General features: G+C 56.9%; 19 protein-coding genes. 8 read left to right on the forward strand and 11 right to left on the reverse strand.

Annotation, left to right across the window (positions count from 1 at the left end; translation table 11 throughout):
• Window positions 1–6 precede the first annotated feature (6 nt).
• Window positions 7–1,110 (reverse strand): glutamate 5-kinase, encoded by a 1,104-nt coding sequence (proB, locus tag GVJ63_RS20860; RefSeq protein ID WP_010255198.1) that lies wholly within the window; start codon window positions 1,108–1,110, stop codon window positions 7–9.
• A gap of 238 nt (window positions 1,111–1,348) precedes the next feature.
• Here proB and ompC point away from each other — a divergent pair, with 238 nt between their 5' ends.
• Entirely contained in the window at window positions 1,349–2,461 is a 1,113-nt protein-coding gene (ompC, locus tag GVJ63_RS20865) for a porin OmpC (RefSeq protein WP_010255197.1), read from the forward strand.
• Between the two features lie 411 nt (window positions 2,462–2,872).
• On the opposite strand, the gene crl is transcribed toward ompC, so the two are convergent.
• From crl to gpt, 3 genes are all read right to left on the reverse strand, one after another.
• Window positions 2,873–3,274 carry a sigma factor-binding protein Crl gene (gene crl, locus GVJ63_RS20870; protein ID WP_003851176.1) on the reverse strand — a complete coding sequence of 134 codons (402 nt, stop codon included), beginning with the start codon at window positions 3,272–3,274 and terminating at the stop codon, window positions 2,873–2,875.
• Window positions 3,275–3,406: 132 nt separating this feature from the next.
• The gene (frsA, locus tag GVJ63_RS20875) at window positions 3,407–4,654 is read right to left on the reverse strand and encodes an esterase FrsA (protein WP_159227318.1); all 1,248 of its coding nucleotides are present in this window, start codon (window positions 4,652–4,654) and stop codon (window positions 3,407–3,409) included.
• Between the two features lie 116 nt (window positions 4,655–4,770).
• Window positions 4,771–5,229 carry a xanthine phosphoribosyltransferase gene (gpt, locus tag GVJ63_RS20880; RefSeq protein WP_009091894.1) on the reverse strand — a complete coding sequence of 153 codons (459 nt, stop codon included), beginning with the start codon at window positions 5,227–5,229 and terminating at the stop codon, window positions 4,771–4,773.
• A gap of 254 nt (window positions 5,230–5,483) precedes the next feature.
• Here gpt and pepD point away from each other — a divergent pair, with 254 nt between their 5' ends.
• The 4 genes from pepD (at window position 5,484) to GVJ63_RS20900 (ending at window position 10,798) form a co-directional block, all read left to right on the forward strand.
• Window positions 5,484–6,941: a beta-Ala-His dipeptidase gene (gene pepD, locus GVJ63_RS20885; RefSeq protein ID WP_010671162.1), complete on the forward strand. Its 1,458-nt coding sequence runs from the start codon at window positions 5,484–5,486 to the stop codon at window positions 6,939–6,941.
• Between the two features lie 260 nt (window positions 6,942–7,201).
• Window positions 7,202–8,707, forward strand: a complete 1,506-nt coding sequence (locus GVJ63_RS20890; protein ID WP_031292786.1) for a sugar ABC transporter ATP-binding protein — start codon at window positions 7,202–7,204, stop codon at window positions 8,705–8,707.
• Window positions 8,704–9,705, forward strand: coding sequence for an ABC transporter permease (locus GVJ63_RS20895; RefSeq protein WP_010671160.1), 1,002 nt, complete (start codon window positions 8,704–8,706; stop codon window positions 9,703–9,705). The genes GVJ63_RS20890 and GVJ63_RS20895 overlap by 4 nt, the downstream gene beginning before the upstream one ends.
• Before the next feature lie 25 nt (window positions 9,706–9,730).
• Complete coding sequence (locus GVJ63_RS20900) at window positions 9,731–10,798, forward strand: sugar ABC transporter substrate-binding protein (RefSeq protein WP_010255186.1); 1,068 nt, start codon at window positions 9,731–9,733, stop codon at window positions 10,796–10,798.
• Between the two features lie 36 nt (window positions 10,799–10,834).
• Here GVJ63_RS20900 and dinB read toward each other — a convergent pair whose 3' ends face one another.
• The gene (dinB, locus tag GVJ63_RS20905; RefSeq protein ID WP_022625176.1) at window positions 10,835–11,890 is read right to left on the reverse strand and encodes a DNA polymerase IV; all 1,056 of its coding nucleotides are present in this window, start codon (window positions 11,888–11,890) and stop codon (window positions 10,835–10,837) included.
• Between the two features lie 244 nt (window positions 11,891–12,134).
• Between dinB and dpaA the strand changes: the two genes are divergently transcribed.
• Window positions 12,135–12,878 carry a peptidoglycan meso-diaminopimelic acid protein amidase gene (gene dpaA / locus GVJ63_RS20910; RefSeq protein ID WP_010255183.1) on the forward strand — a complete coding sequence of 248 codons (744 nt, stop codon included), beginning with the start codon at window positions 12,135–12,137 and terminating at the stop codon, window positions 12,876–12,878.
• Here the strand turns inward: dpaA and GVJ63_RS20915 are convergent.
• Both GVJ63_RS20915 and lpcA read right to left on the reverse strand, forming a co-directional pair.
• A complete protein-coding gene (locus GVJ63_RS20915; protein ID WP_010255181.1) occupies window positions 12,849–13,616 on the reverse strand; it encodes a class II glutamine amidotransferase in 768 nt (255 codons plus the stop codon). The genes dpaA and GVJ63_RS20915 overlap by 30 nt on opposite strands.
• A gap of 51 nt (window positions 13,617–13,667) precedes the next feature.
• Window positions 13,668–14,246: a D-sedoheptulose 7-phosphate isomerase gene (gene lpcA, locus GVJ63_RS20920; protein WP_010255178.1), complete on the reverse strand. Its 579-nt coding sequence runs from the start codon at window positions 14,244–14,246 to the stop codon at window positions 13,668–13,670.
• Window positions 14,247–14,499: 253 nt separating this feature from the next.
• Here lpcA and fadE point away from each other — a divergent pair, with 253 nt between their 5' ends.
• Complete coding sequence (fadE, locus tag GVJ63_RS20925) at window positions 14,500–16,950, forward strand: acyl-CoA dehydrogenase FadE (RefSeq protein WP_159227319.1); 2,451 nt, start codon at window positions 14,500–14,502, stop codon at window positions 16,948–16,950.
• 193 nt (window positions 16,951–17,143) lie between these two features.
• Here the strand turns inward: fadE and mtnK are convergent, their stop codons facing one another.
• Complete coding sequence (gene mtnK, locus GVJ63_RS20930; protein WP_154209603.1) at window positions 17,144–18,343, reverse strand: S-methyl-5-thioribose kinase; 1,200 nt, start codon at window positions 18,341–18,343, stop codon at window positions 17,144–17,146.
• Window positions 18,344–18,465: 122 nt separating this feature from the next.
• Between mtnK and mtnA the strand changes: the two genes are divergently transcribed.
• On the forward strand, window positions 18,466–19,488 hold the full coding sequence (gene mtnA / locus GVJ63_RS20935; protein ID WP_159227320.1) for an S-methyl-5-thioribose-1-phosphate isomerase: 1,023 nt from the start codon (window positions 18,466–18,468) through the stop codon (window positions 19,486–19,488).
• A 56-nt stretch (window positions 19,489–19,544) separates the two neighbouring features.
• Here mtnA and GVJ63_RS20940 read toward each other — a convergent pair whose 3' ends face one another.
• The 3 genes from GVJ63_RS20940 to GVJ63_RS20950 are packed head-to-tail and all read right to left on the reverse strand — an operon-like array spanning window position 19,545 to window position 21,383.
• The gene (locus tag GVJ63_RS20940; RefSeq protein WP_033756693.1) at window positions 19,545–20,087 is read right to left on the reverse strand and encodes an acireductone dioxygenase; all 543 of its coding nucleotides are present in this window, start codon (window positions 20,085–20,087) and stop codon (window positions 19,545–19,547) included.
• Window position 20,088: 1 nt separating this feature from the next.
• Window positions 20,089–20,772 (reverse strand): acireductone synthase, encoded by a 684-nt coding sequence (gene mtnC / locus GVJ63_RS20945; RefSeq protein WP_158149531.1) that lies wholly within the window; start codon window positions 20,770–20,772, stop codon window positions 20,089–20,091.
• Complete coding sequence (locus tag GVJ63_RS20950) at window positions 20,769–21,383, reverse strand: methylthioribulose 1-phosphate dehydratase (protein ID WP_010671154.1); 615 nt, start codon at window positions 21,381–21,383, stop codon at window positions 20,769–20,771. Before GVJ63_RS20950 ends, mtnC begins: the two co-directional genes overlap by 4 nt.
• Window positions 21,384–21,778 lie beyond the last annotated feature (395 nt).

Genomic DNA, 21,778 nt, shown 5'->3' on the forward strand with positions numbered 1-21,778 from the left:
CGCTCCTTAACTGACGATCATGTCGTCGCGGTGAACCGCCACCGGGCCATATTCATAGCCCAGGATTTCGCTGATCTGCTGGCTGTGATGACCGGCAATCATCCGCATCGCGTCGCTGTTGTAGCGTGAAACACCATGCGCGATATCCCTGCCCTGCAAACTGCGGATACGGATCACTTCTCCACGCGAGAAATTCCCCTGGATAGCACGGATCCCTTTCGGTAGCAGCGAACTGCCGCGTTCAATAATTGCTGCCAGCGCACCATCATCGACGGTGAGTTCACCTGCCGGAGGCGCACCGAAAATCCAGCGTTTACGATTTTCCAGCGGCGATTGCTGCGCATGAAAGCGCGTACCGACCGGCTTGCCGTCAATAACATCGCTGATCACGCCGCTGCGACTGCCTGAGGCGATGATCACATCGATACCGGCGCGGCAGGCGACATCCGCCGCCTGAAGCTTGGTCGACATGCCACCAGTGCCAAGACCCGATACGCTGTCGCCCGCCAGGGCACGCAACGCATCATCAATCACATGGACATCACTGATCAGCTCAGCCTCAGGATTGTTACGCGGATCGGCGGTGAACAGTCCCTGCTGGTCGGTCAGCAGCAGCAGCTTGTCGGCACCGCCGAGCATCGCCGCCAGCGCCGAGAGATTGTCGTTGTCACCCACTTTGATTTCAGCGGTGGCGACGGCATCGTTCTCATTGATCACCGGCACAATGTGGTTATCCAGCAGCGCGCGCAGCGTGTCGCGGGCATTCAGGAAGCGCTCGCGATCTTCCATGTCGGCACGGGTCAGCAACATCTGACCAATATGGATACCGTAGATTGAGAACAACTGTTCCCACAGCTGAATCAGACGGCTCTGCCCCACCGCAGCCAGCAGCTGCTTTGAGGCGATGGTGGGTGGCAGTTCGGGGTAACCCAGATGTTCGCGTCCGGCGGCCATCGCGCCAGAGGTCACAATCACAATGCGGTGGCCCGCCGCGTGCTGCTGCGCACACTGACGAACCAGTTCCACCATGTGCGCCCGATTCAGCCGGCGGGAGCCGCCGGTGAGAACGCTGGTACCCAACTTGACCACTAAGGTCTGACTGCCACTCATATTTCCTGCCGTAGTGAAAAATTTTTACGAAAGGACGTTTTAACAGGAGTCGATAAGGAAGCCAACAGCCAGCGGGGGAAAAGCACGAATTTACGCGGACAAGGACGTAGACCAAAAGTTCAGGGTTAACAAGAAATCATGAAAAGTGTCATAAAAAGTTCATCGCCGACGGGTAAAAAGTCCGTGCTTTACAAAAACTTTCATTTTTTTACGGCGTTCACATTGGGATTGATAGCAAATGAAGAAAAGCACACTGGCCATGATCCTCTCCACGCTGACGCTGGCATCTGCCGCGCAGGCTGCCGAAATCTATAACAAAGATGGCAACAAACTGGACTTATACGGCAAAGTTAAAGCTGAGCACTACATCAGCGATAATGCCAGCCAGGATGGAGACAAGTCCTATACCCGTATCGGCTTTAAGGGCCAGACACAGATTAACGACCTGATGACCGGTTATGGTCAGTGGGAATATCAGTACAACGTCAATAACTCCGAAGGCAGCGACGCCAACAATGGCAACAAAACCCGCCTTGGGTTTGCTGGTCTGAAATTCTCGCAGTATGGTTCGGTCGATTACGGTCGTAACTACGGTGTGCTGTATGACGTTGAGGCCTGGACCGACGTGTTCCCGGAATTCGGCGGTGACGGTACAGCCCGTTCCGATAACTTTATGACTCAGCGTGCAACCGGTGTGGCGACTTACCGTAACAACAACTTCTTTGGTCTGGTCGATGGGCTGAAGTTTGCGTTGCAGTATCAGGGTAAAAACGACGCCACCAGCGCCAACACCCGCACCGACATCAACCGTCAGAATGGCGACGGCTACGGTGCCTCACTGGGCTATGCGCTGGGTGATTCCGGTGTGAGCCTGATGAGTGCCATCACCTCTTCTGACCGTACCAACCAGCAGCAGGCACGTGCCTATGGCGGCGGTGACCGTGCGGATTCCTGGGGCGCAGGCGTGAAGTATGATGCCAACAGCGTCTACCTGGCGGCGATCTATACCGATACCCGCAACATGACACCAATCAGCGGCACCAACCGTAACACCGGTGCTACCGTCGCGGGCGCAGCCAACAAAGCGCAGAACATCGAACTGGTGGCGCAGTATCAGTTTGATTTCGGCCTGCGTCCTTCTATTGGCTATGTACAGACCAAGGGCAAAGATATCGAAAACGGTATCGGCGATGCGGATCTGGTGAAATATATCGACGTGGGCGCGACCTACTACTTCAACAAAAATATGTCCGCCTTCGTTGATTACAAAATCAACCAGCTGGATGATGACAACGCGCTGTCGATTAACAACGATGACGTGGTCGCGATGGGTGTGACTTACCAGTTCTGATTTCAGGCTAATGCCGCACAGCATAAGCTACAGAATGTGTGAGCATGAAAAAGGGCACGTTTTTCAACGCGCCCTTTGCTTGTTAACAGCATCTGGCCCGCTCTGCTATGAGATCGAGCTGGCGCAGGGAACACGGTCAGATCGGAAAGACGCAAAAGACGTCATCCTTGACAGGCTCGGCCCGCGCGATTACGCACCTCATCCCTGAGGTGCGCCCGTTGCCGGGCCAACGCTTTGCGTTGTTCAAAAACGCTCCCGGCGTTTTTGTCCCTGGCGCGGGACGCTTTCCTCTTCTGCCCATGTTCCCTGCGTGTTGAGCTTATTCGTTGCTGCCAGATTCACCCTACTTGAGATTTGTCAGCAGTTTGTGGGCAAACGTTTTAACTCACCCTTTAATCTCTAAACACCCAATCAGGCGCTCAGCTTCACCGGTTTCTCATCGAAATCGCTGGCCGGAATCAGATCCAGCTCGAACTCTTTCAGCATCGCTTTCAGACGGGTATGGAAATTCCGTAAGGTCTCTTCCACGCGCGCCGTATTCTCTTTGCCTTTGATGGTTGCCACCGACCAGTCACCCTCTTTATCGAACAGACCGATATGGTAGACATAGGTAAAGTGGTCAGCCTGCGCTTCCAGCTCCATCCACCAGCCCCAGAACTCACGCAGTTCCGGTGCCGGTTTCACATTAACGCAGGCAGCCAGGCAGTCGAAAAAGAACCGGGTTTCGCCACATTTCCCATCGCGAATATAAGGCCCAAGCTCCGTAAAGCGCTTAAGCAGGCGACTGCGGGGATGACCACTTGGTAACGTCATGCTGAATCTCCATAGATTTTGACCGCTATACAGCCTTGATTTTCCGGACGGCCAGGGGATGTCATGTTTCGCTTAACGGCAGCCCGGAAGAATTCCGCTACTAGTTGTAGCAAATACTGTAAATTTTGCCAGTTACCTTTTTAAACGCTTCTCCAGCCAGTCGCAAATTTCATTCAGCGCCTTGTCGAAACTGGCCATCATCGGCTTCACCGGAATCAGCAACGCTTTGCCATCTGACGAAGAGTTAGCGATCAGCTTGCTCTCCTCTTCCGGGCTGAAAAGATCGTTTTGCCAGTAGCCCGACAGCATGGGTGTCGGCGTCCGGCGGCCCAGCAATCCCTGAGTTTTCAGCGAATATCGATTGAGTTCGGTACGCAGCGCACTGTCAGAAGCGGTTGCCATGCCCAGCCGGCTCGCCAGCATATCCATATACATATCCGGGATCTCATCCTGCAACGCTGTCTGCGTCAGCAGCGCATGCACAATCGGGCCAAGACAGGCGACCCCACGCAGCCGCTGCGATTCCAGATAGGCCAGTCGTACGGCCACGTTAGCGCCAAAGCGATAACCAAACGCCGCCACGCGGGTATGGTCGATCCAGGGCACGTTTTTCAGATCGCGCAGCACCTGCTGATGCAGAAAGCTGGTGTCCTGACTCAGCGTCCATTTCACCGAGTTGCCTACCGACGGCACATCAATGGTCAGCATGGCGATGCCGCGCGGTGCAAGGTAATCATGGAACAGGCGATAGTGATCGCTCTGTAATGAGTCGAGCGCGCCACAGAACAGCACGGTGGGATAAGGCGCTTCAACGTCAGGCGGCATGTGCAGAAAGCCGTTAACCGGGCTGCCACCCTGAATGGCGAACGTCAGCGGTTTCAGCTCGCCCGGCAGGCGTTGAGTCGCCTCTTCATAGGCGCGGTTCGCCAGCGTCTGCGCCTGGTCGGCCAGCTCATCCCCTTTTATATAGGGATAGGCCGCAACGCTGTAGAGATGCGCCGCGTGTAGCCAGTAGTCGCCCGCCTCGCTGTCGTCGGTGGCCTCCAGCGCTTTCTGCTGCCAGATGCCCGCCTGTTTACACCATTCGAAATGCCAGTTGCCGCCGCGAAAACCGATTACAGTGTCGAGTAGCGTCTCATCCGTATGTTCAACATTGCTGATGGCAATACGTGCCAGTACTTCGCTGATCTCCTGCGGCGTCAGGCCACGCCATGTCCACATCAGCTTATTCAGCATACGATACCAGCCACGCTGGCTGTCACCATCCAGGGCTGAGTGGACATCCAAAGTAGCATGATGGTGGCGGCGAACCAGGGTTGAGGTTTCAGGATGTTTAAAGCGCGGTTTGAACAACTCCTCGCTGAGATTTTTGCTCGACATACTCACTTCTCCTGCAACAGAAACGGCGATGGCTAAGTGTACTGTACGGCAATTCGGGGTGCGAGGCACAGAAAGCACAACGCCCGGAAAACCGGGCGTTGTCTGATGCATATCAATCAGCTTTTAACAATCGGCGGGATGTAGACCACGCCCATATCCCACGGCTGCTCGATCCAGGTATCCTGCGGAATATCGACAATATAATCATCAACCAGTGAGCGACCGGCCGGTTTAGCGAAAATGGTGCAGAAACGCGCTTTCGGATACATCTCGCGAATCGCCTGGGCGGTGCCGCCGGTATCCACCAGGTCATCGATCACGATAAAGCCTTCACCGTCGCCTTCTGCGCGCTTCAGGACTTTCATTTCGCGCTGATGATCGTGGTCATAGCTGGAGATGCAGACGGTATCGACGTAGCGGATACCCAGTTCACGTGCCAGCAGCGAAGCCGGTACCAGACCGCCGCGGCTCACCGCGATAATGCCTTTCCACTGTTCAACAGGAAGCAGGCGCTGGGCCAGTTTACGGGCATGAATCTGAAGCATGTCCCAGGTAACGACGTATTTTTCGCTCATAGAATAGAAATCCCAGCCAACCGAGGTGGCGTAAAAATGTGCAACGGGGAAAAGGTTGCGCGAGATTATAAGGAGTTGACGCACTAAAAACCAGCACCCGCGCACTGGTTGCGGCTTTTTAGCGCGTCTGAGAGCGCACCCGGTAGAAAACAGTGATATTCTCGGGCCTGGCTCGTCAGATTCTCTGACGGCGATTTTTCACTGGAAACTCGCGATGTCCGGCCTCGCCGGTACACTGACACAGGAGACCTGTCGTGTCTGAATTGTCTCAACTCTCTCCACAGCCGCTGTGGGATATTTTCGCTAAGATCTGCTCTATTCCCCATCCCTCTTTTCACGAAGAAGCGCTGGCGAGTTACATCGTCGGCTGGGCCAAAGAGCAAGGCTTCTGGTGTGAGCGCGATCAGGTCGGCAACATCCTGATTCGTAAGCCCGCCACCGCAGGCATGGAAAACCGTACCCCGGTTGCGCTACAGGCGCATCTGGATATGGTGCCGCAGAAAAATAACGACACCGTTCATGACTTCACCAAAGATCCGATTCAGCCCTGGGTTGACGGCGAGTGGGTGAAAGCGCGCGGCACCACGCTGGGCGCGGACAACGGCATCGGTATGGCTTCTGCGCTGGCAGTACTGGCTGACAACAGCCTGACGCATGGCCCGCTGGAAGTGCTGCTGACCATGACTGAAGAGACCGGTATGGATGGCGCATTCGGTCTGCAACCCAACTGGCTGCAGGCAGAAATCCTGATCAACACCGACTCCGAAGAAGAAGGTGAGATCTACATGGGCTGCGCGGGCGGTATCGACTTCGTCACCACCCTGCCGCTGACCCGTGAAGCGGTGCCTGCTGAATTCCAGACCCTGAAGCTGACGCTGAAAGGATTGCGTGGCGGTCACTCCGGTGCCGATATTCATATGGGCCTCGGCAACGCCAACAAACTGCTGGCGCGCTTCCTGGCGGCACACGCTGCTGAACTGGATCTGCGTCTGCTGGCCTTCAGCGGCGGTACGCTGCGCAACGCGATCCCGCGTGAAGCCTTCGCTACCGTGGCGGTCGAGAGCCACAAAGCGGATGCGCTGAAATCAGCGGCGGCGCACTTCCTGAGCGCCATCAAAAATGAGCACGGCATCAAAGAGCCGAACATCGCCCTGGTCACTGAGCCGCTGGCGCATCAGGGTGATGCTCTGAACGCTGACAGCCGCGATCGCTTCCTGAACCTGCTCAACAGCATGCCAAACGGTGTGATCCGCAACTCCGACGTGGCGAAAGGCGTAGTAGAAACCTCACTGAATATCGGTGTGGTGACCATGGAAGCCGATCATGCAGAGATCAACTGCCTGATCCGTTCGCTGATCGACACCGGCCGCGATTATGTGGTGCAGATGCTGACCTCACTGGGCCAGCTGGCCGGTGCACAGACCAAAGCGAAAGGCGGCTACCCAGGCTGGCAGCCTGATGCGGACTCCGCCATTATGGCGCTGACCCGTCAGACCTATATCGCGCTGTTTGATAAGACCCCGAACATTCAGGTGATCCACGCCGGTCTGGAGTGTGGTCTGTTCAAAAAACCGTATCCGGAGATGGATATGGTATCGATTGGGCCGACCATCACCGGGCCGCACTCGCCGGATGAGCAGGTTCACATCGAAAGCGTTGGCCTTTACTGGAAACTGCTGACCACCCTGCTGAATGTGGTGCCAGAAAAGTAATTCTGTCACAAAAAAAGTAAACCAGGCTCCGGCCTGGTTTTTTTATGCCTGTGACTTTCCCCCAGCATAATTCGCTGCCTTTTCCGTCCTTTACCCCGTTATTCCGCCGCTTTCCCGCGCTTCGCTGGTCACAGCCGCCATTATGTCCAGATGTCTGGATGGCTAATAAGATTTCGTGCTAGCTTATGCGCTTTCGGCTGTTGCCGCGCCTGAAGGTTCAGGAAAAAATGCGGCCAGTGATTCTTCAGGAGAGTAATGACATGCCAGGGTTAAACTGCCTTGAGATGCGTAACATCTCCATCGCTTTTGGCGGGTTTGCCGCGCTATCGTCGGTGGATTTCCGCAGTGACGGCCATTCGGTACATGCACTGACCGGCGCTAACGGCGCGGGCAAGTCAACGCTGATGGCGATCCTTTCCGGTGCGCACAGCCACTACAGCGGCGAGATCCTGCTGGATGGTGAGCCGGTCTCCATCCGTACGCCGCGTGATGCGAAACGGCTGGGTATCCATCTGGTTCAGCAGGAAGTGGACGTGGCGCTGGTGCCGCAGCTCAGCGTAGCGGAAAACATTCTGCTGGATCGGCTGGCAGAGCCTGGCCACCGCTATCGCTGGGGCGAGGTTCGGCGTCAGGCGCGGGCGCTGCTGGCTCAGCTCGACGTGGCGCTGGACGTCAACCGGCTGGTGGAGCGCTGTACCCTGGCTGAAAAGCAGCAAATTCTGCTGGCGCGCGCGCTGTCACACCACTGCCGCTTTCTGATTCTGGATGAACCCACCGCCCCGCTGGATCAGCATGAAAGTGAGCGGCTGTTTGCTGTGGTGCGTCGCCTGCAGGCCAGCGGCATCGGCGTGGTGTTTATCTCTCACCGCATCCATGAACTGAAAGCAATCTGTGACCAGCTGACGGTGCTGCGTGATGGCCGGTTGATCGAAACCGGCCCGATGGCGGCACTGAGCGGTGAGCAGATCGTGGAGAAGATGCTGGGGCATCAGCTCACCGATATCTTCCCGGCCCGTCGTGCGCAGCAAACTCAGCCGCTGCTGCTGGCGATTGACGGTCTTCATGATGAGCAACTGCTGCAGGATATCTCGCTACGATTGCACAAAGGGGAAATTCTGGGCATTGCAGGCCTGGCCGGTGCCGGTAAAACCGAACTCTGTAAGGCGCTGTTTGGTGCCAGCAAAAGCCGCGTCAGTCGCGGTGAACTGCATGGCCAGCCGTGGCAGCCCCGTTCGCCGCATGACTCCGTCAGTCGCCGCATGGCGCTGGTGCCGGAGGAGCGGCGCAAAGAGGGGATCTTTATTGATGAGTCGGTGGCAATGAACCTCAGCGTCAGCGCAGACGACAGCTTTTCGCGCTGGAGCCTGTTTGGCCATCGCCAGGCGTGGCGCTGGGCGGAGCAGGTTATCCAGCAGTTGCAGGTGCGCACCACCGGTCCGGCACAGACGCTGCGCCGTCTCTCCGGCGGCAATCAGCAGAAAGTGGCGATAGGCAAATGGCTGCGCAACAACGCCGACGTGCTGATTTTCGATGAGCCGACGAAAGGCGTCGATATCAAAGCCAAAACCGAACTCTTCACCCTGATCGATAACCTGGCGCGCGAGGGGAAAGGCATCATTTACGCGTCGGGAGAGTTTTCTGAACTGGTCGGTTTATGCGACCGGATTTGCGTGCTCTGGGATGGACGCATTGTGGCCGAGCTGGCTGCACGCGACGTCACCGAAGAGACGCTTTTGCTCTATTCCACCGGAGGAACCCCTGCGTGAGCAGCAAAGAAACCAGCCTGAATCTGACAGCCTCGCCGTGGCGTCACCAGTTGTTCGACTTTCTCTATAAATGGGGCATGTTGCTCACGGTGGTGATCCTGATCGCCGCCTTTGGTCTCGCCTCCGACAGCTTCCTTGAACCCAACAACATCATCAATATTCTGCGCTCAATTGCCATTGTCACGGTGATTGCGATCGGCGTCTCGATCTCGCTGACCGTTGGCGGCTTTGATCTGTCGGTCGGATCGACCGCCTCGCTGGCCAATGCGCTGGTGATTTCTCTGTTTGTCTGGTACGGCTTCGGCACTACCACCGCCATCCTGCTCACCCTGGCGCTCTGCACCCTGGTCGGGCTGTTTAACGCCTTTCTGATTGTGATCCTGCGCATTCCCGACATGCTGGCAACGCTGGCGACACTGTTCGTGATTCAGGGTGTGGCGATGACCTACAGCTTTGGCGGATCGATCACCGAGAACATGGTGCTGCCGAGCGGTGATATGGCGGAAGGCACCATTCCGGCGGCGTTTGGCCTGCTCGGCCAGGTGCCCACCATCGTCATCATCATGCTGGTCGTCACCGTCGCCGCGCAGCTGGCGCTCTCACTGACTAAACATGGTCGCCGGATGTATGCGCTGGGCGGCAATCCGGAAGCGGCACGCCTCTCCGGCATCCGCACCACCCGCTATCGGGTGCTGGCTTATGTGATCGCCTCACTGCTGGCCGGTCTGGGCGGCATTCTGCTCGCCTCGCGTATCGGCTCCTCGCAGGTGAACGCCGGTAGCGGCTACCTGATGGACGCCGTCGCGGCGGCGTGGATTGGCTTCTCACTGGCGGGCTCCGGCAAGCCGAATGCGCTGGGCACGCTGGTCGGTGCGGTGATCCTCGGCGTGCTGCAGAACGGTCTGGTGATGCTCTCTGTTCCCTACTACGCCATGGACATTATTAAAGGGCTGGTGCTGGCTTTAGCACTGGCGATCACCTATATCCAGCGCCGCTGAGGCGCGTTTACCGGAGTTGATAACAATGCAAAAAATAACACTCTCGCTGCTGGCCCTGAGCCTGCTGAACGCCAGCGCCGCCTTCGCGGATACCGTCACGCCGGTGCCTGCGGCTATCGCCAGTCATGATGGCCCGATCCGTATTGCGGTGATCCGCAATCTCGGCTCCGATGACAACACCACCCAGTTTGTTGCCGGTGCCATTCAGCAGGGTCGCCAGCTTGGCTTCAAGGTCAGCACCTTCCTCAGCAATGGCGACGATGCGCGCTTCCAGGATTTCGTGAATCAGGCGATCAGCCAGAAATATGACGGCATCGTGCTGTCGCACGGTAAAGCGCCCTACGCCAGCGGACTGGTGAAGCGCATTGCCGATGCAGGCATTAAGCTGTCGGTGTTTGATACGCCGGTGGATAGCCCGATCCCGGGCGTCACCGTCACCGCGCAGGATGACGCTTCACTGGCGCAGCTGTCGCTGGGCCAGCTCATCCATGATTTCAACGGCAAGGCGAACATCGTCAAGCTATGGGTTGCCGGTTTCCCGCCGATGGAACGCCGTCAGGTGGTGTATGAAAAACTGCTGAAAGAGAATCCGGGCATTCATCAGCTTGAGTCGATTGGTGCGGTTTCAACTGACGTTCAGGGCGACACCGCCAATAAAATTGGCGCGATTCTGGCGAAATACCCGAAAGGCAAAATCGACGCCATCTGGGGTGCCTGGGATGCCTTCAGCCAGGGCGCTTACAAAGCGCTGCAGGAGAATGGCCGTACCGAGATCAAGCTCTACAGCATTGATGTCTCGAACCAGGATTTGCAGCTGATGCGCGAGAAAAACAGCCCGTGGGTGCAGACGGTAGCGGTGGATCCTAAAACTATTGGCGCGGTGAATATGCGTCTGGTGGCGAAGAAAATTGCCGGTGAAGAGACGCCAGCGACTTATCAGTTTAAAGCGGCATCGATCTCTCAGCAGCAGCTTAACAGCCAGCCTGGCGCGGTGAACGTCGCGTCGCTGAACAAGATCATTCCGGGCTGGGGCAGCAATGAGGATTTCGTCGCACCGTGGTTTGCGACCCTGGCGGCGAAATATAAGAAGTAATCGGATGTCAGCCTTGCCGGTCGGTGAGGCTGACGGTTACAGACCCAGCAGCAGCTGACGCTCCAGCTGGGGATCCACCATCGTCACATGTAATCCCACCAGCCGCACGCCGCGCCCGGCACGACGCTCATCCCAGGTTTTACGGGCGATGGAAATCATGTCCTCTTTATTCAGCACCGGCCAGATATGCTCCTGGGTCGTCTGCTGAAAATCACTGAACTTCAGTTTGACGCCCTGTCGCGCCACCTGCTTGTCAGGTCGGATCTGCGTCAGCCGGCGTTCCAGTTCGGCGTAGAGAAAATCGATAATTTCCAGGCAGGCATCCCAGTCGCTGATATCTTCCGCCAGCGTCCGTTCAACCCCCAGCGATTTACGTTCGCGCTCAACGATCACGCTGCGGTCATCAATGCCATTGCTGCGCTCCCACAGCACCCGGCCAAACTTACCAAAGCGCTTTAACAGCAGCGCTAAGTCCGCCTTCTGCACGTCGCCACAGGTCACCAGCCCCATCTCTTCCAGCTTTTTGGCCGAGACCTTGCCGACGCCAGGGATCTTCGCCAGCGGCAGAGTCAGCAGAAAACCGGACATCTCCGGCGGGGTAATCACGAACTGGCCGTCCGGCTTATTGAGGTCAGAGGCGATCTTCGCCAGAAATTTAATCGGGGCGATGCCCGCTGAGGCGGTAAGCCCGGTTTCACGGTAGATGGTGGCGCGGATCGCCTGCGCCATCAGTGTGGCAGAGCCGTGACAGTGGGGGCTGTCGGTGACATCCAGGTAAGCTTCATCAAGGGAGAGCGGTTCAATCAGCGGCGTATAGCGGGTAAAGATGTCGCGGATCTGCGCGGAGGCTTCTTTATAGGCGTCGAAGCGTCCTGGCAGCAGACGCAGATGCGGGCATAACTTGAGGGCCATGCCGGTTGGCATCGCGCTGCGCACGCCAAATTTGCGCGCCGGATAGTTGGCGGTGCTGATCACGCCGCGACGTTCGCGGCTGCCACCAATGGCGATCGGGATGTCGCGCAGCTGGGGATTATCACGCATCTCCACCGCGGCATAGAAGCAGTCCATATCGACATGAATGATTTTACGCATACCCCCTCCGGCACTGGATAAGTATACAGTTGGCAGGGGTAACTGCAATATTTGTCGCGCTGACGATTAAAGTTTACAAATTTCTGGTCGAATATCCTTCAGTAAATCGCGAATTTGGCTGACGCCGTCTTGCTAAAAAAACAGACAATGTTTAATGTTGCGCTGCGGTAGCGGACAGTTCCGATAATGCAAACAGAGACGCACATTTTGCGTCATGTTCTCTTCACCTCAAGGTACACACAGCATGGGCAAAATCGCACTCCTGTTTGCGATGATTTTACTGCCAGCCCTCAGCATGGCAATGACACCCGAACCCGTCTCAACGGCACCGGTCAGCAAAGAATTAAAGAAGCAGTTACTCGGCACCCCGGTCTATATCCAGATCTTCAAGGAAGAACGCACGCTCGAACTCTACGGCAAAATCGGTAACGAATACCGCCTGCTGGACACCTACCGCATCTGTAACTTTTCTGGCGGCCTCGGCCCGAAACGCCGTGAAGGCGATTTCAAAAGCCCGGAAGGTTTTTACAACGTGAAGCTGAATCAGCTGAAGCCGGATAGCCGGTTTTATCGCGCGATCAACATCGGCTTTCCGAATCAGTACGATCGTAATCAGGGCTACAGCGGCAATTACCTGATGATTCATGGCGACTGTAAGTCGATTGGCTGCTATGCCATGACTAACGCCTATATGGATGAGATTTTTACCTATGTGAATGCCGCGCTGCGTAACGGCCAGCAGGATATCAGCATCAGCATCTATCCATTCCGCATGACCGACAGCAATATGCAGCGTCACCGCTACTCCACCTATGCCAGTTTCTGGCAGCAGCTGCAGCCGGGATATGCTTACTTTGCTAAATATCATCAGCCGCCGATGGTCAATGTCGCCAGCGGTAAGTATGTGATGAACAGCAGCCCGGCACCGGTTTTAGCCAGTCCCGAAGCCGCTTCACGTTCATTCCTGGCGCTCTCCAAGGCAGAATAACGCCCATTCACCTGGCACGATCCGCTGCCAGGTTTCATTGGCCGTCAGTGGCTGCGTAGCAATCACCGTCACCACGTCATGCGGCGTGGTGTGCTGCTGAAAATCGACCTCCACATCCTGATCCAGTAACTGCGCCCGGCCAAAGGGTGCGCGACGGGTGATCCAGTAAAGATTGGTGGAGCAAAAGGCCATCAGATAACGGCCGTCTGACAGCAGCATGTTAAACACGCCCTTCTGCCGCAACGTGCCGGCAAGCTCCCCGATAAAACGAAATACCGCAGGCCAGTTGCCGGGCGTACGTGGATAGCGCGTCGCCAGCTGATGCAGGATCCAGCAGAACGCCTTCTCGCTGTCCGTTTCGCCCACCGGCCGGAATGTGCCGGTCTCCAGCTGCCGATAGCCCCTGAGCTGCCCGTTGTGCGCATAGGTCCAGTTACGGCCCCACAACTCACGGGTAAACGGGTGGGTATTTTCCAGCGACACCTGCCCGCGATTCGCCTGGCGGATGTGCGCCACCACCGAATGCGATTTGATCGGATACTCCTGCACCAGACGCGCAATCGGCGAGTTAAAGCTCGGCAGCGGATCTTTAAACGTACGACAACCTTTATCTTCGTAGAAGGTAATGCCCCAGCCATCTTTGTGAGGCCCGGTTCCACCGCCACGCTGAACCAGACCGGTAAAGCTGAAACAGATATCCGTGGGAACATTGGCGCTCATCCCGAGCAATTCGCACATAGCCACCGCCTTAGAGTAAGCGGCCTCCCGTCAGGCGGGAGGCCAGCGCAGTTACTTCACCATCTCTTTTTCGATCAGCAGCATCAGGATGTGGATCACTTTAATGTGGATCTCCTGGATGCGATCGGCATAACCAAAGTGTGGCACCCGGATTTCAATGTCGGCACTGCCTGCCATCTTACCGCCATCTTTACCGGTCAGGGTGATCACTTTCATCCCCTGCGCACGGGCAGCTTCAATCGCTTTAATGATATTGGCAGAGTTACCGGAAGTTGAGAGGCCCAGCAGCACATCGCCCGGACGCCCTACCGCTTCCACATAGCGTGAAAAGACATAGTCATAACCAAAATCATTACTGACGCAGGAGAGATGGCTGACATCAGAGATGGCAATCGCCGGATAGCCAGGACGATTTTCGCGGTAGCGACCGGTCAGCTCTTCAGCGAAATGCATCGCATCGCAATGTGAACCGCCGTTACCGCAGGAAAGCACCTTGCCGCCCGCCTTAAAGCTGTCAGCCAGCAGCACCGCCGCACGCTGGATCGCATGGATATTGGCCTCGTCGCTGAGGAATTTATTCAGCGTATCAGCAGCTTCATTAAGCTCAGAGCGGATAATGTCCTGGTACATAGGGATGTCCTTTTTTAGGAGAGGTTAATCGCAGCAAGTTTAACGGAATGGCCGGTCAGCGCAAAGCGTCATGCCATGGCTGGCCAGGCAGTGGCGGCGATTATCACTGCAGCGGGTGATGCAAAAATGGACAGAAATCGGTTTTTGTGAGGCAGGTTGTAATTGCGATGTAAACAAATTGATAAATCAACCCAACTGCTCTAAACCTCTCTACATAACAGGTCAGACCTCTTACTACTTGGAGCGGTTCATTATGATGGTTGTCTCGATACTTGCCACAGTGGCGCTGATTGGCGCCCTGTTCTATCACCGCCTGTCGTTGCGGCTCAGCAGCGCGATTCTGCTGCTGTGGACTGCTGCGATGGCTTTTGCTCACCTCTGGACGCCATGGTTACTGTTGCCGCTGGCGATCATCCTGCTGCCGTTCAACCTGCCGTCACTGCGCCGCAGCCTGTTTTCAAAGCCGATGTTTCAGCGCTTCCAGCAGGTGATGCCGCCGATGTCACGCACCGAAAAAGAAGCGATCGATGCGGGCACCACCTGGTGGGAAGGCGATCTGTTTCAGGGCAAACCAGACTGGCAGAAGCTGCACAACTATCCGCAGCCGCGCCTGACCGCCGACGAGCAGGCTTTTCTCAATGGTCCGGTTGAAGAAGCATGTCGCATGGCCAATGATTTCCAGATCACCCATGAGCTGGCCGATATGCCGCCGGAACTGTGGGCTTATCTGAAAGAGCATCGTTTCTTCGCGCTGATTATCAAAAAAGAGTATGGCGGACTCGATTTCTCCGCCTATGCGCAGGCCTGCGTGCTGCAAAAACTGTCGGGCGTCTCCGGGATTCTGGCGATTACCGTAGGCGTGCCTAACTCATTAGGTCCGGGCGAACTGCTGCAACACTACGGCACTGAAGAGCAGAAAAATCACTATTTACCCCGGCTGGCACGCGGCGATGAGATCCCCTGCTTTGCGCTGACCAGTCCGGAAGCGGGCTCAGATGCCGGAGCCATCCCCGATACCGGCGTGGTCTGCATGGGCGAGTGGCAGGGTCAGCAGGTGCTGGGCATGCGGCTGACCTGGAACAAGCGTTATATTACGCTGGCGCCGATCGCCACCGTGCTGGGGCTGGCATTTAAACTCTCCGATCCGGATCATCTGCTCAGCGATAACGAAAATCCTGGCATTACCTGTGCGCTGATCCCGACCAACACGCCCGGCGTGGAGATAGGTCATCGCCACTTCCCGCTTAACGTGCCGTTCCAGAACGGGCCGACACGCGGCAATAATATCTTTGTGCCGATTGATTATATTATCGGCGGCCCACAAATGGCCGGTCAGGGCTGGCGGATGCTGGTGGAGTGTCTGTCTGTGGGTCGCGGCATTACGCTGCCATCGAACTCAACCGGCAGCCTGAAAAGTGTGGCGCTGGCGACAGGCGCCTATGCCCATATCCGTCGTCAGTTCCGCGTCTCAATCGGTAAGATGGAAGGGATTGAAGAGCCGCTGGCGCGCATTGCCGGTAACGCCTACGTGATGGATGCGGCGGCCACGCTGATTACGGCCGGTATTATGCAGGGTGAAAAACCGGCTGTGCTGTCGGCGATTGTGAAATATCACTGCACCCATCGCGGTCAGCGCGCCATTATCGACGCCATGGATATTGCCGGCGGTAAAGGCATTATGCTGGGTAACAGTAACTTCCTGGCCCGCGCCTATCAGGGTGCGCCCATCGCCATCACGGTGGAAGGCGCTAATATTCTGACCCGCAGCATGATTATCTTCGGACAGGGTGCGATTCGCTGCCATCCTTATGTACTGCAGGAGATGGCGGCAGCAGCCAGCAACGATGTTAACGCGTTTGATCAGGCGCTGTTCAGCCACATCGGTCATGTCGGCAGCAGCACCATGCGCAGCCTGTGGCTGGGCTTAACCGCCGGACGCACCAGCGCCACCCCGACCCGCGATGGCACCCGTCGTTACTATCAGCATCTGAACCGCATCAGTGCCAACCTGGCGTTGCTCTCTGATGTGTCGATGGCGGTGCTGGGCGGCAGCCTGAAACGTCGTGAGCGTATTTCGGCGCGTCTGGGCGATGTGCTGAGCCAGCTCTATCTCGCTTCGGCGACGCTGAAACGCTATGACGATGAAGGCCGCAACGAAGCCGATCTGCCGCTGGTGCACTGGGGCGTGCAGGATGCGTTACATCAGGCGGAAGTCGCGATGGACGATCTGCTGCGTAACTTCCCGAACCGTCTGGTCGCGGGCGCATTGCGGATGACTATTTTTGCAGGCGGTCATCACTGCCCTGCTCCGTCTGACCGTCTGGACCATCAGCTGGCAAAACTGCTGCAACAGCCGTCAGCTACCCGCAGCCGTCTGGGCCGTGGCATGTACCTGACGCCCAGCGAGCACAACCCTGCCGGTCAGCTGGAACAGGCGTTGCAGGATGTGATGGCGGCAGAAGTGATCCATGACAGGCTGTGCAAACAGACGAAGCAGCACCTCTCCTTTACCCGGCTGGATGCGCTGGCGAAGCGCGCGCTGGAGCAGGGCTGGATTGATGCTAAAGAGGCTGAAGTGTTGCAGCGTGCTGAGGCCAGCCGCCTGCGTTCGATTAACGTCGATGAGTTTGAGGCGGATGCGCTGGCAGTGCCGGTGCCAGAGAAAGCCCCTCAGGCTGCGTCGCGGGCGAGTGAGGCAGCATAGGTTTAGCGTTAGCCTGCATCACCGGCGCAGGGAACAGGGTCAGAAGAGGAAAGCGTCCCGCGTCAGGACGACGCGCGCCGAGCGAGCCAGGGATGGCTTTAGCGACTTTCCGATCTGCCCCTGTTTCCGGCGCGGGCACACTCTTACAGCCAGCCTTTGATTTACCTGAAAGCCGACATCACGTCGGCTTTTTTTATCCCGCCTGACGGATGCGGGCAATCAGCGCATCCACATCTTCTACATGATCGGCCGCCAGAATCAGCGTGCGTCCCAGATTAATTGCATTACGGATGCAGTCGGTACGCATCGCCGGATCGGCAATCAGCTTCATATCCGCCACGTGTGACATCCCCACCGTGCGGCGAATTAGTTCGGTGCCGCAGTAACCAATGGTATCAGCCCATACTTTACGCAGAAACGCCTCCGCATAGCCTGGATAAGCCAGCGCCTCATCACGGGTTTTCTCTGCCGCCAGTGCCAGAAAGCCCGCGGCAAAGGTGGTCCAGAGGGTGTGCACATCGCTGAGACGCTGCTCGCGTGCATCGGCGGCCTCACGCGGTGGCAGCAGACCCGGCACGCCGCAGTAGTTAATCAGCAGGTTGCCAATGGCGGTGCCGACATCAAAACCGATAGGGCCAAAATAGCCAAATTCCGCATCAATCGCTTTCAGGCTGCCATCAGCAACGAAAATCGAGCCGCTGTGAATATCACCATGCAGCAGCGCTTCAGCGTGGGCAAAGAAACGATGCTTGAGACCGCCTACCGCAATGCGCAGTGCATCGTCATTACGCAGGCTGGCGACCAGCGGTTCAAGCGCTTCGGGATAGCTATTGCGCTCATGGTCGGTATAGGGATCGTTAAAGAAAAGATCTTCGGTGATTTCACACATTTCCGGATTAATGAAACGCGCCACTTCCGCTTTTTTCTGGTGCGGATGCAGGATGAAATCGGAGGTATGAAACAGGGTTTGTGCCAGATAGTCGCCTAACTGCTGAGCCGCTTCCGGGTAGTAAGCGCCCTTCACCAGCTCGCCGCGCCAGATGCGATGACTGGAGAGATCTTCCATTACCATCACCGCCAGCTCCGCATCGTAATGGGTGATCTTCACCGTGTGCTGCGGACAATATTTGTAGTGTTCGACCAGGGTCTGCGCTTCCAGCCGCGCCCGATCCAGCGTCAACGGCCAGGACTCACCCACACAGCGCACATAGGGCAGCGCCTGCTTGACCACTACCCGGCTGTTGCCCTGATCGTCATAAATTTTAAACACCAGGTTGAGGTTGCCATCACCAATCTCTTCTGCGCTGCTCAGCGCGGCAGGATTGTCCACGCCGCCAAATTGTCGGGCATATTCCACAGCATCAGCAGCAGTAAAGGTACGGTATTGCGACATTGCCTGTTCCTCATCAATCGAAGGGGGATAACCTGGGTGTAATAAGCCGTTCAGACGTCTATACATCCGTTCAGCATGTTGGCACAATAGGTATCATTAACGCAACATGGATTTCACCCACAATGCAGACACTTCAAACCACCAGCTTACAGGTTCGTGACAATCAGCTCTGGATTCTGGATCAGCAGGCACTGCCGCAGCAAAAGAACTGGCTGCCCGCGCACAGCGTGCCCCAGCTGATTGAACATATTCATGCGCTGCGGGTGCGCGGTGCGCCGCTGATCGGCCTTTCCGCCTCGCTGCTGCTGGCGTTGCTGGCAGAACAGGGGCAGACGCGCGCTGAACTGACGCAGGCACTGGCGACCCTGCGCGCCGCCCGCCCTACCGCTGTCAATCTGATGAACAATCTGGACCGGATGAAACTGGCGCTGGCGCAGCCGGACTTTGCCCCCGCACTGGCAGAGGAAGCCTGGCGGCTGGTGCAGGAAGATAAGCAGCTGTGTGACGCCATCGCTGACGCGGGTTGTACGCGGGTAAAACCCGGCAGCCAGCTGCTGACCCACTGTAATACCGGCGGACTTGCCACCGCCGGTGTGGGCACCGCCCTTGGCGTGATTGCCCGCGCCCATCAGAAGGGGCTGATTAAGAATGTCTGGGTTGATGAAACCCGTCCGCTGTTACAGGGCGGCCGGTTAACCGCCTGGGAGCTGGGTGAGCTGGCGATTCCTTACACCCTGATTACCGATTCCATGGCCGCCAGCCTGATGGCCCGTGGAGAGGTCGATGCCGTATGGGTAGGCGCTGACCGCATTGCCGCCAACGGCGATGTGGCGAATAAAATCGGCACCTACAGCCTGGCGGTGCTGGCCCATTATCATCAGATTCCGTTTTACGTGGCGGCCCCGCATACCACGCTGGATCGCAGCTGTCCGGACGGCGCAGCGATTCCTATTGAACAGCGCGCCGCCAGTGAAGTGACGGGCGTTGCCGGCAGTTTTGGCAGCGTGCAGTGGGCGCCGGAAGCGGCGAAGGTCTATAACCCGGCGTTTGATGTCACGCCCGCCACCCTGATCAGCGGCTGGGTACTGGACACCGGGGTAGTCACGCCTGACCAGGTTCAGGGTGGCATTTTCCAGCCACAATAACGGTCTGCAAGGCGTTTACCGTGAGCGACAAACGCCTTGCGAAAACAACGGGCGGTTTACGCCAGACGCGGATAGGCATCCGCAATCTTATCGCCGGTAAAGTTCGCTACCCAGCCTTCCTGATTATCGAAAATACGGATAGCCGTGAAGTGCGGTGACGATCCCATATCAAACCAGTGTGGTGTTCCCGCTGGTACCGAGATCAGATCGTTTTTTTCGCAGAGGATCTGCAGGATCTCGCCATCCAGGTGCAGACAGAAGAGTCCGGCACCCTCAACAAAGAAACGCACCTCATCTTCGCCGTGTGTATGTTCAGAGAGGAACTTCTCGCGCAGCACGGTTTTCTGCGGATTATCGGCGCGCATGCTGATCACATCCCAGCTCTGATAGCCCTTCTCTGCCACCAGCCGATCGATCGCATGCTGATAGGCGTTGATCACCGTTTCGGGATCCGGATTTTCACCCAGATCGCGATCGGCTTCCCAGCGCTCAAAACGGACGCCTTTGGTGCTCAGGCGTTCACGAATCTCTTTCGCGTCGGTGCTGTGCCACACCGGCTGGCTGGCTTCGCGGTCGGTAAAAATAGTCAGTGCGCTCATCCTAAATTGACTCCGGGTTAATCTGGGAAAAATCCGTCACCTGACGATGGCGGCTCTCGCCGTCCGCATCGCCACGCAGTAGTTGCAGCGTCTGCCAGCCCGCCTCAGCGGCGGCATCCAGCTCCTGATGAATATCGGAGAGAAACAGCAGCTGCTCCGCTGGCTGACCAATTTCAGCGGCGATAGCGCGATAGGCTGCGACTTCGCGTTTGGCACCCACGTGCGTATCAAAATAGCCGCTGAAGAGGTCAGTAATATCACCTTCGTCGCTGTAGCCAAATAACAATTTCTGCGCCGCAACCGAACCGGAGGAATATACATACAGTTCAATGCCCTGCGCCTTCCAGCGGGTCAGTGCTGGCAGGACGTCAGGATAGAGATGGCCGGTAAAACTGCCGTTAACATAGCCATCGCGCCAGATCATGCCCTGCAGCGCTTTCAGGCCCGTTGATTTGCGATCCTGGTCCATAAACCCCAGCAGAATCTCTGTCACCGCATCCAGGTCGGCCTGCGGCTGACCGGCCTCCTCACGTACCGAATGCAGCGCTGCGGCGACCTCGGGCTGATGCGCATTTTCACGCAGGAAGCTCGCCAGATGCTGACGGGCGTAGGGAAACAGGATGTTATGTACAAAACGGATATCGCTCGTGGTGCCTTCGATATCAGTAACAATGGCGCGAATCATGCTCTCTCCAGCAGACGACGTTGACGTTCACATTCAAATAAAAATTCCAGACCTTCCAGATGACGGCGTGCTTCGCTGACATCCCGGCCCCAGCAGGTTAAGCCGTGACCGCGCAGCAGAAAGCCGTAACGCAGCGGAAAGCGGGCAGCGTAATCTTCAATTTCTGACGCCAGCGCCGCAATGTCCTGGCTGTTGTCGAACACAGGAATGGCCAGCGTATCCAGATGGGTGTGCTGGCCACTTAACGATTTTTGCATCTCATAGCCGTGCAGCAGCAGCGCCGCGCCCTGCTCCACCCGCGACAGAACAGTCGCATTCACGGTGTGGGTATGCAGCACCGCGCCCGCCTCGGGAAAAAGTCGATAGATCATCGTGTGCAGACCGGTTTCTGCCGACGGCTTACGGCCAGAGAGCGACTGGCTGGTGGCAATATCGACCTCGATAAAGTCATCCCGCGTCAGCGTGCCTTTATCTTTGCCCGATTCACTCAGCAGGCAGACATGTTCATCGCGGCGCACCGACATATTTCCGCCGGTGGCCGGTGCCCAGCCTTTCTCGCCAATCCAGTGACAGGCGGCGACCAGCTGATCTAATGGAAGACTCTGCGACATAAAAGTTCCTTGCGGTGAAATGTGATCTCGGGTGGCTCAGCCCAGATAACGATAATGGCTATAAAATTACAACAGGTTGAAAATCTTAAACAGTTAGCAAACGTGCCCGACTGCTGAACCATACTCTCCGGGTCCTGCCAGATGATCCGCATCTCAGTAAGGCAGCAAGTGCGCGCATCCCCGGGAGCTGACACTTGTCAGTGACCGGGGTAAGTAAGTGCAGCCAACGCCGCTGACGCCCGGAGCATGACGCATGTAAATGCTAAATGATCCGCATCTCAGTAAGGCAGCAAGTGCGCGCATCCCCGGGAGCTGACACTTGTCAGTGACCGGGGTAAGCAAACGAAGCTAACGAAGCTGAGGTGTGGAGCATGACGCATTTAGCCATCTAAGCG

The sequence above is a fragment of the Pantoea sp. 18059 genome, from assembly GCF_902706165.1.
Taxonomy (GTDB): Bacteria; Pseudomonadota; Gammaproteobacteria; order Enterobacterales; family Enterobacteriaceae; genus Pantoea; species Pantoea agglomerans.

Coding starts and splice junctions, on each gene's coding strand:
- proB (WP_010255198.1), bottom strand. CDS start 1,110: ATGAGTGGCAGTCAGACCTTAGTGGTCAAGTTGGGTACCAGCGTTCTC.
- ompC (WP_010255197.1), top strand. CDS start 1,349: ATGAAGAAAAGCACACTGGCCATGATCCTCTCCACGCTGACGCTGGCA.
- crl (WP_003851176.1), bottom strand. CDS start 3,274: ATGACGTTACCAAGTGGTCATCCCCGCAGTCGCCTGCTTAAGCGCTTT.
- frsA (WP_159227318.1), bottom strand. CDS start 4,654: ATGTCGAGCAAAAATCTCAGCGAGGAGTTGTTCAAACCGCGCTTTAAA.
- gpt (WP_009091894.1), bottom strand. CDS start 5,229: ATGAGCGAAAAATACGTCGTTACCTGGGACATGCTTCAGATTCATGCC.
- GVJ63_RS20890 (WP_031292786.1), top strand. CDS start 7,202: ATGCCAGGGTTAAACTGCCTTGAGATGCGTAACATCTCCATCGCTTTT.
- GVJ63_RS20900 (WP_010255186.1), top strand. CDS start 9,731: ATGCAAAAAATAACACTCTCGCTGCTGGCCCTGAGCCTGCTGAACGCC.
- dinB (WP_022625176.1), bottom strand. CDS start 11,890: ATGCGTAAAATCATTCATGTCGATATGGACTGCTTCTATGCCGCGGTG.
- dpaA (WP_010255183.1), top strand. CDS start 12,135: ATGGGCAAAATCGCACTCCTGTTTGCGATGATTTTACTGCCAGCCCTC.
- GVJ63_RS20915 (WP_010255181.1), bottom strand. CDS start 13,616: ATGTGCGAATTGCTCGGGATGAGCGCCAATGTTCCCACGGATATCTGT.
- lpcA (WP_010255178.1), bottom strand. CDS start 14,246: ATGTACCAGGACATTATCCGCTCTGAGCTTAATGAAGCTGCTGATACG.
- fadE (WP_159227319.1), top strand. CDS start 14,500: ATGATGGTTGTCTCGATACTTGCCACAGTGGCGCTGATTGGCGCCCTG.
- mtnK (WP_154209603.1), bottom strand. CDS start 18,343: ATGTCGCAATACCGTACCTTTACTGCTGCTGATGCTGTGGAATATGCC.
- mtnA (WP_159227320.1), top strand. CDS start 18,466: ATGCAGACACTTCAAACCACCAGCTTACAGGTTCGTGACAATCAGCTC.
- GVJ63_RS20940 (WP_033756693.1), bottom strand. CDS start 20,087: ATGAGCGCACTGACTATTTTTACCGACCGCGAAGCCAGCCAGCCGGTG.
- mtnC (WP_158149531.1), bottom strand. CDS start 20,772: ATGATTCGCGCCATTGTTACTGATATCGAAGGCACCACGAGCGATATC.
- GVJ63_RS20950 (WP_010671154.1), bottom strand. CDS start 21,383: ATGTCGCAGAGTCTTCCATTAGATCAGCTGGTCGCCGCCTGTCACTGG.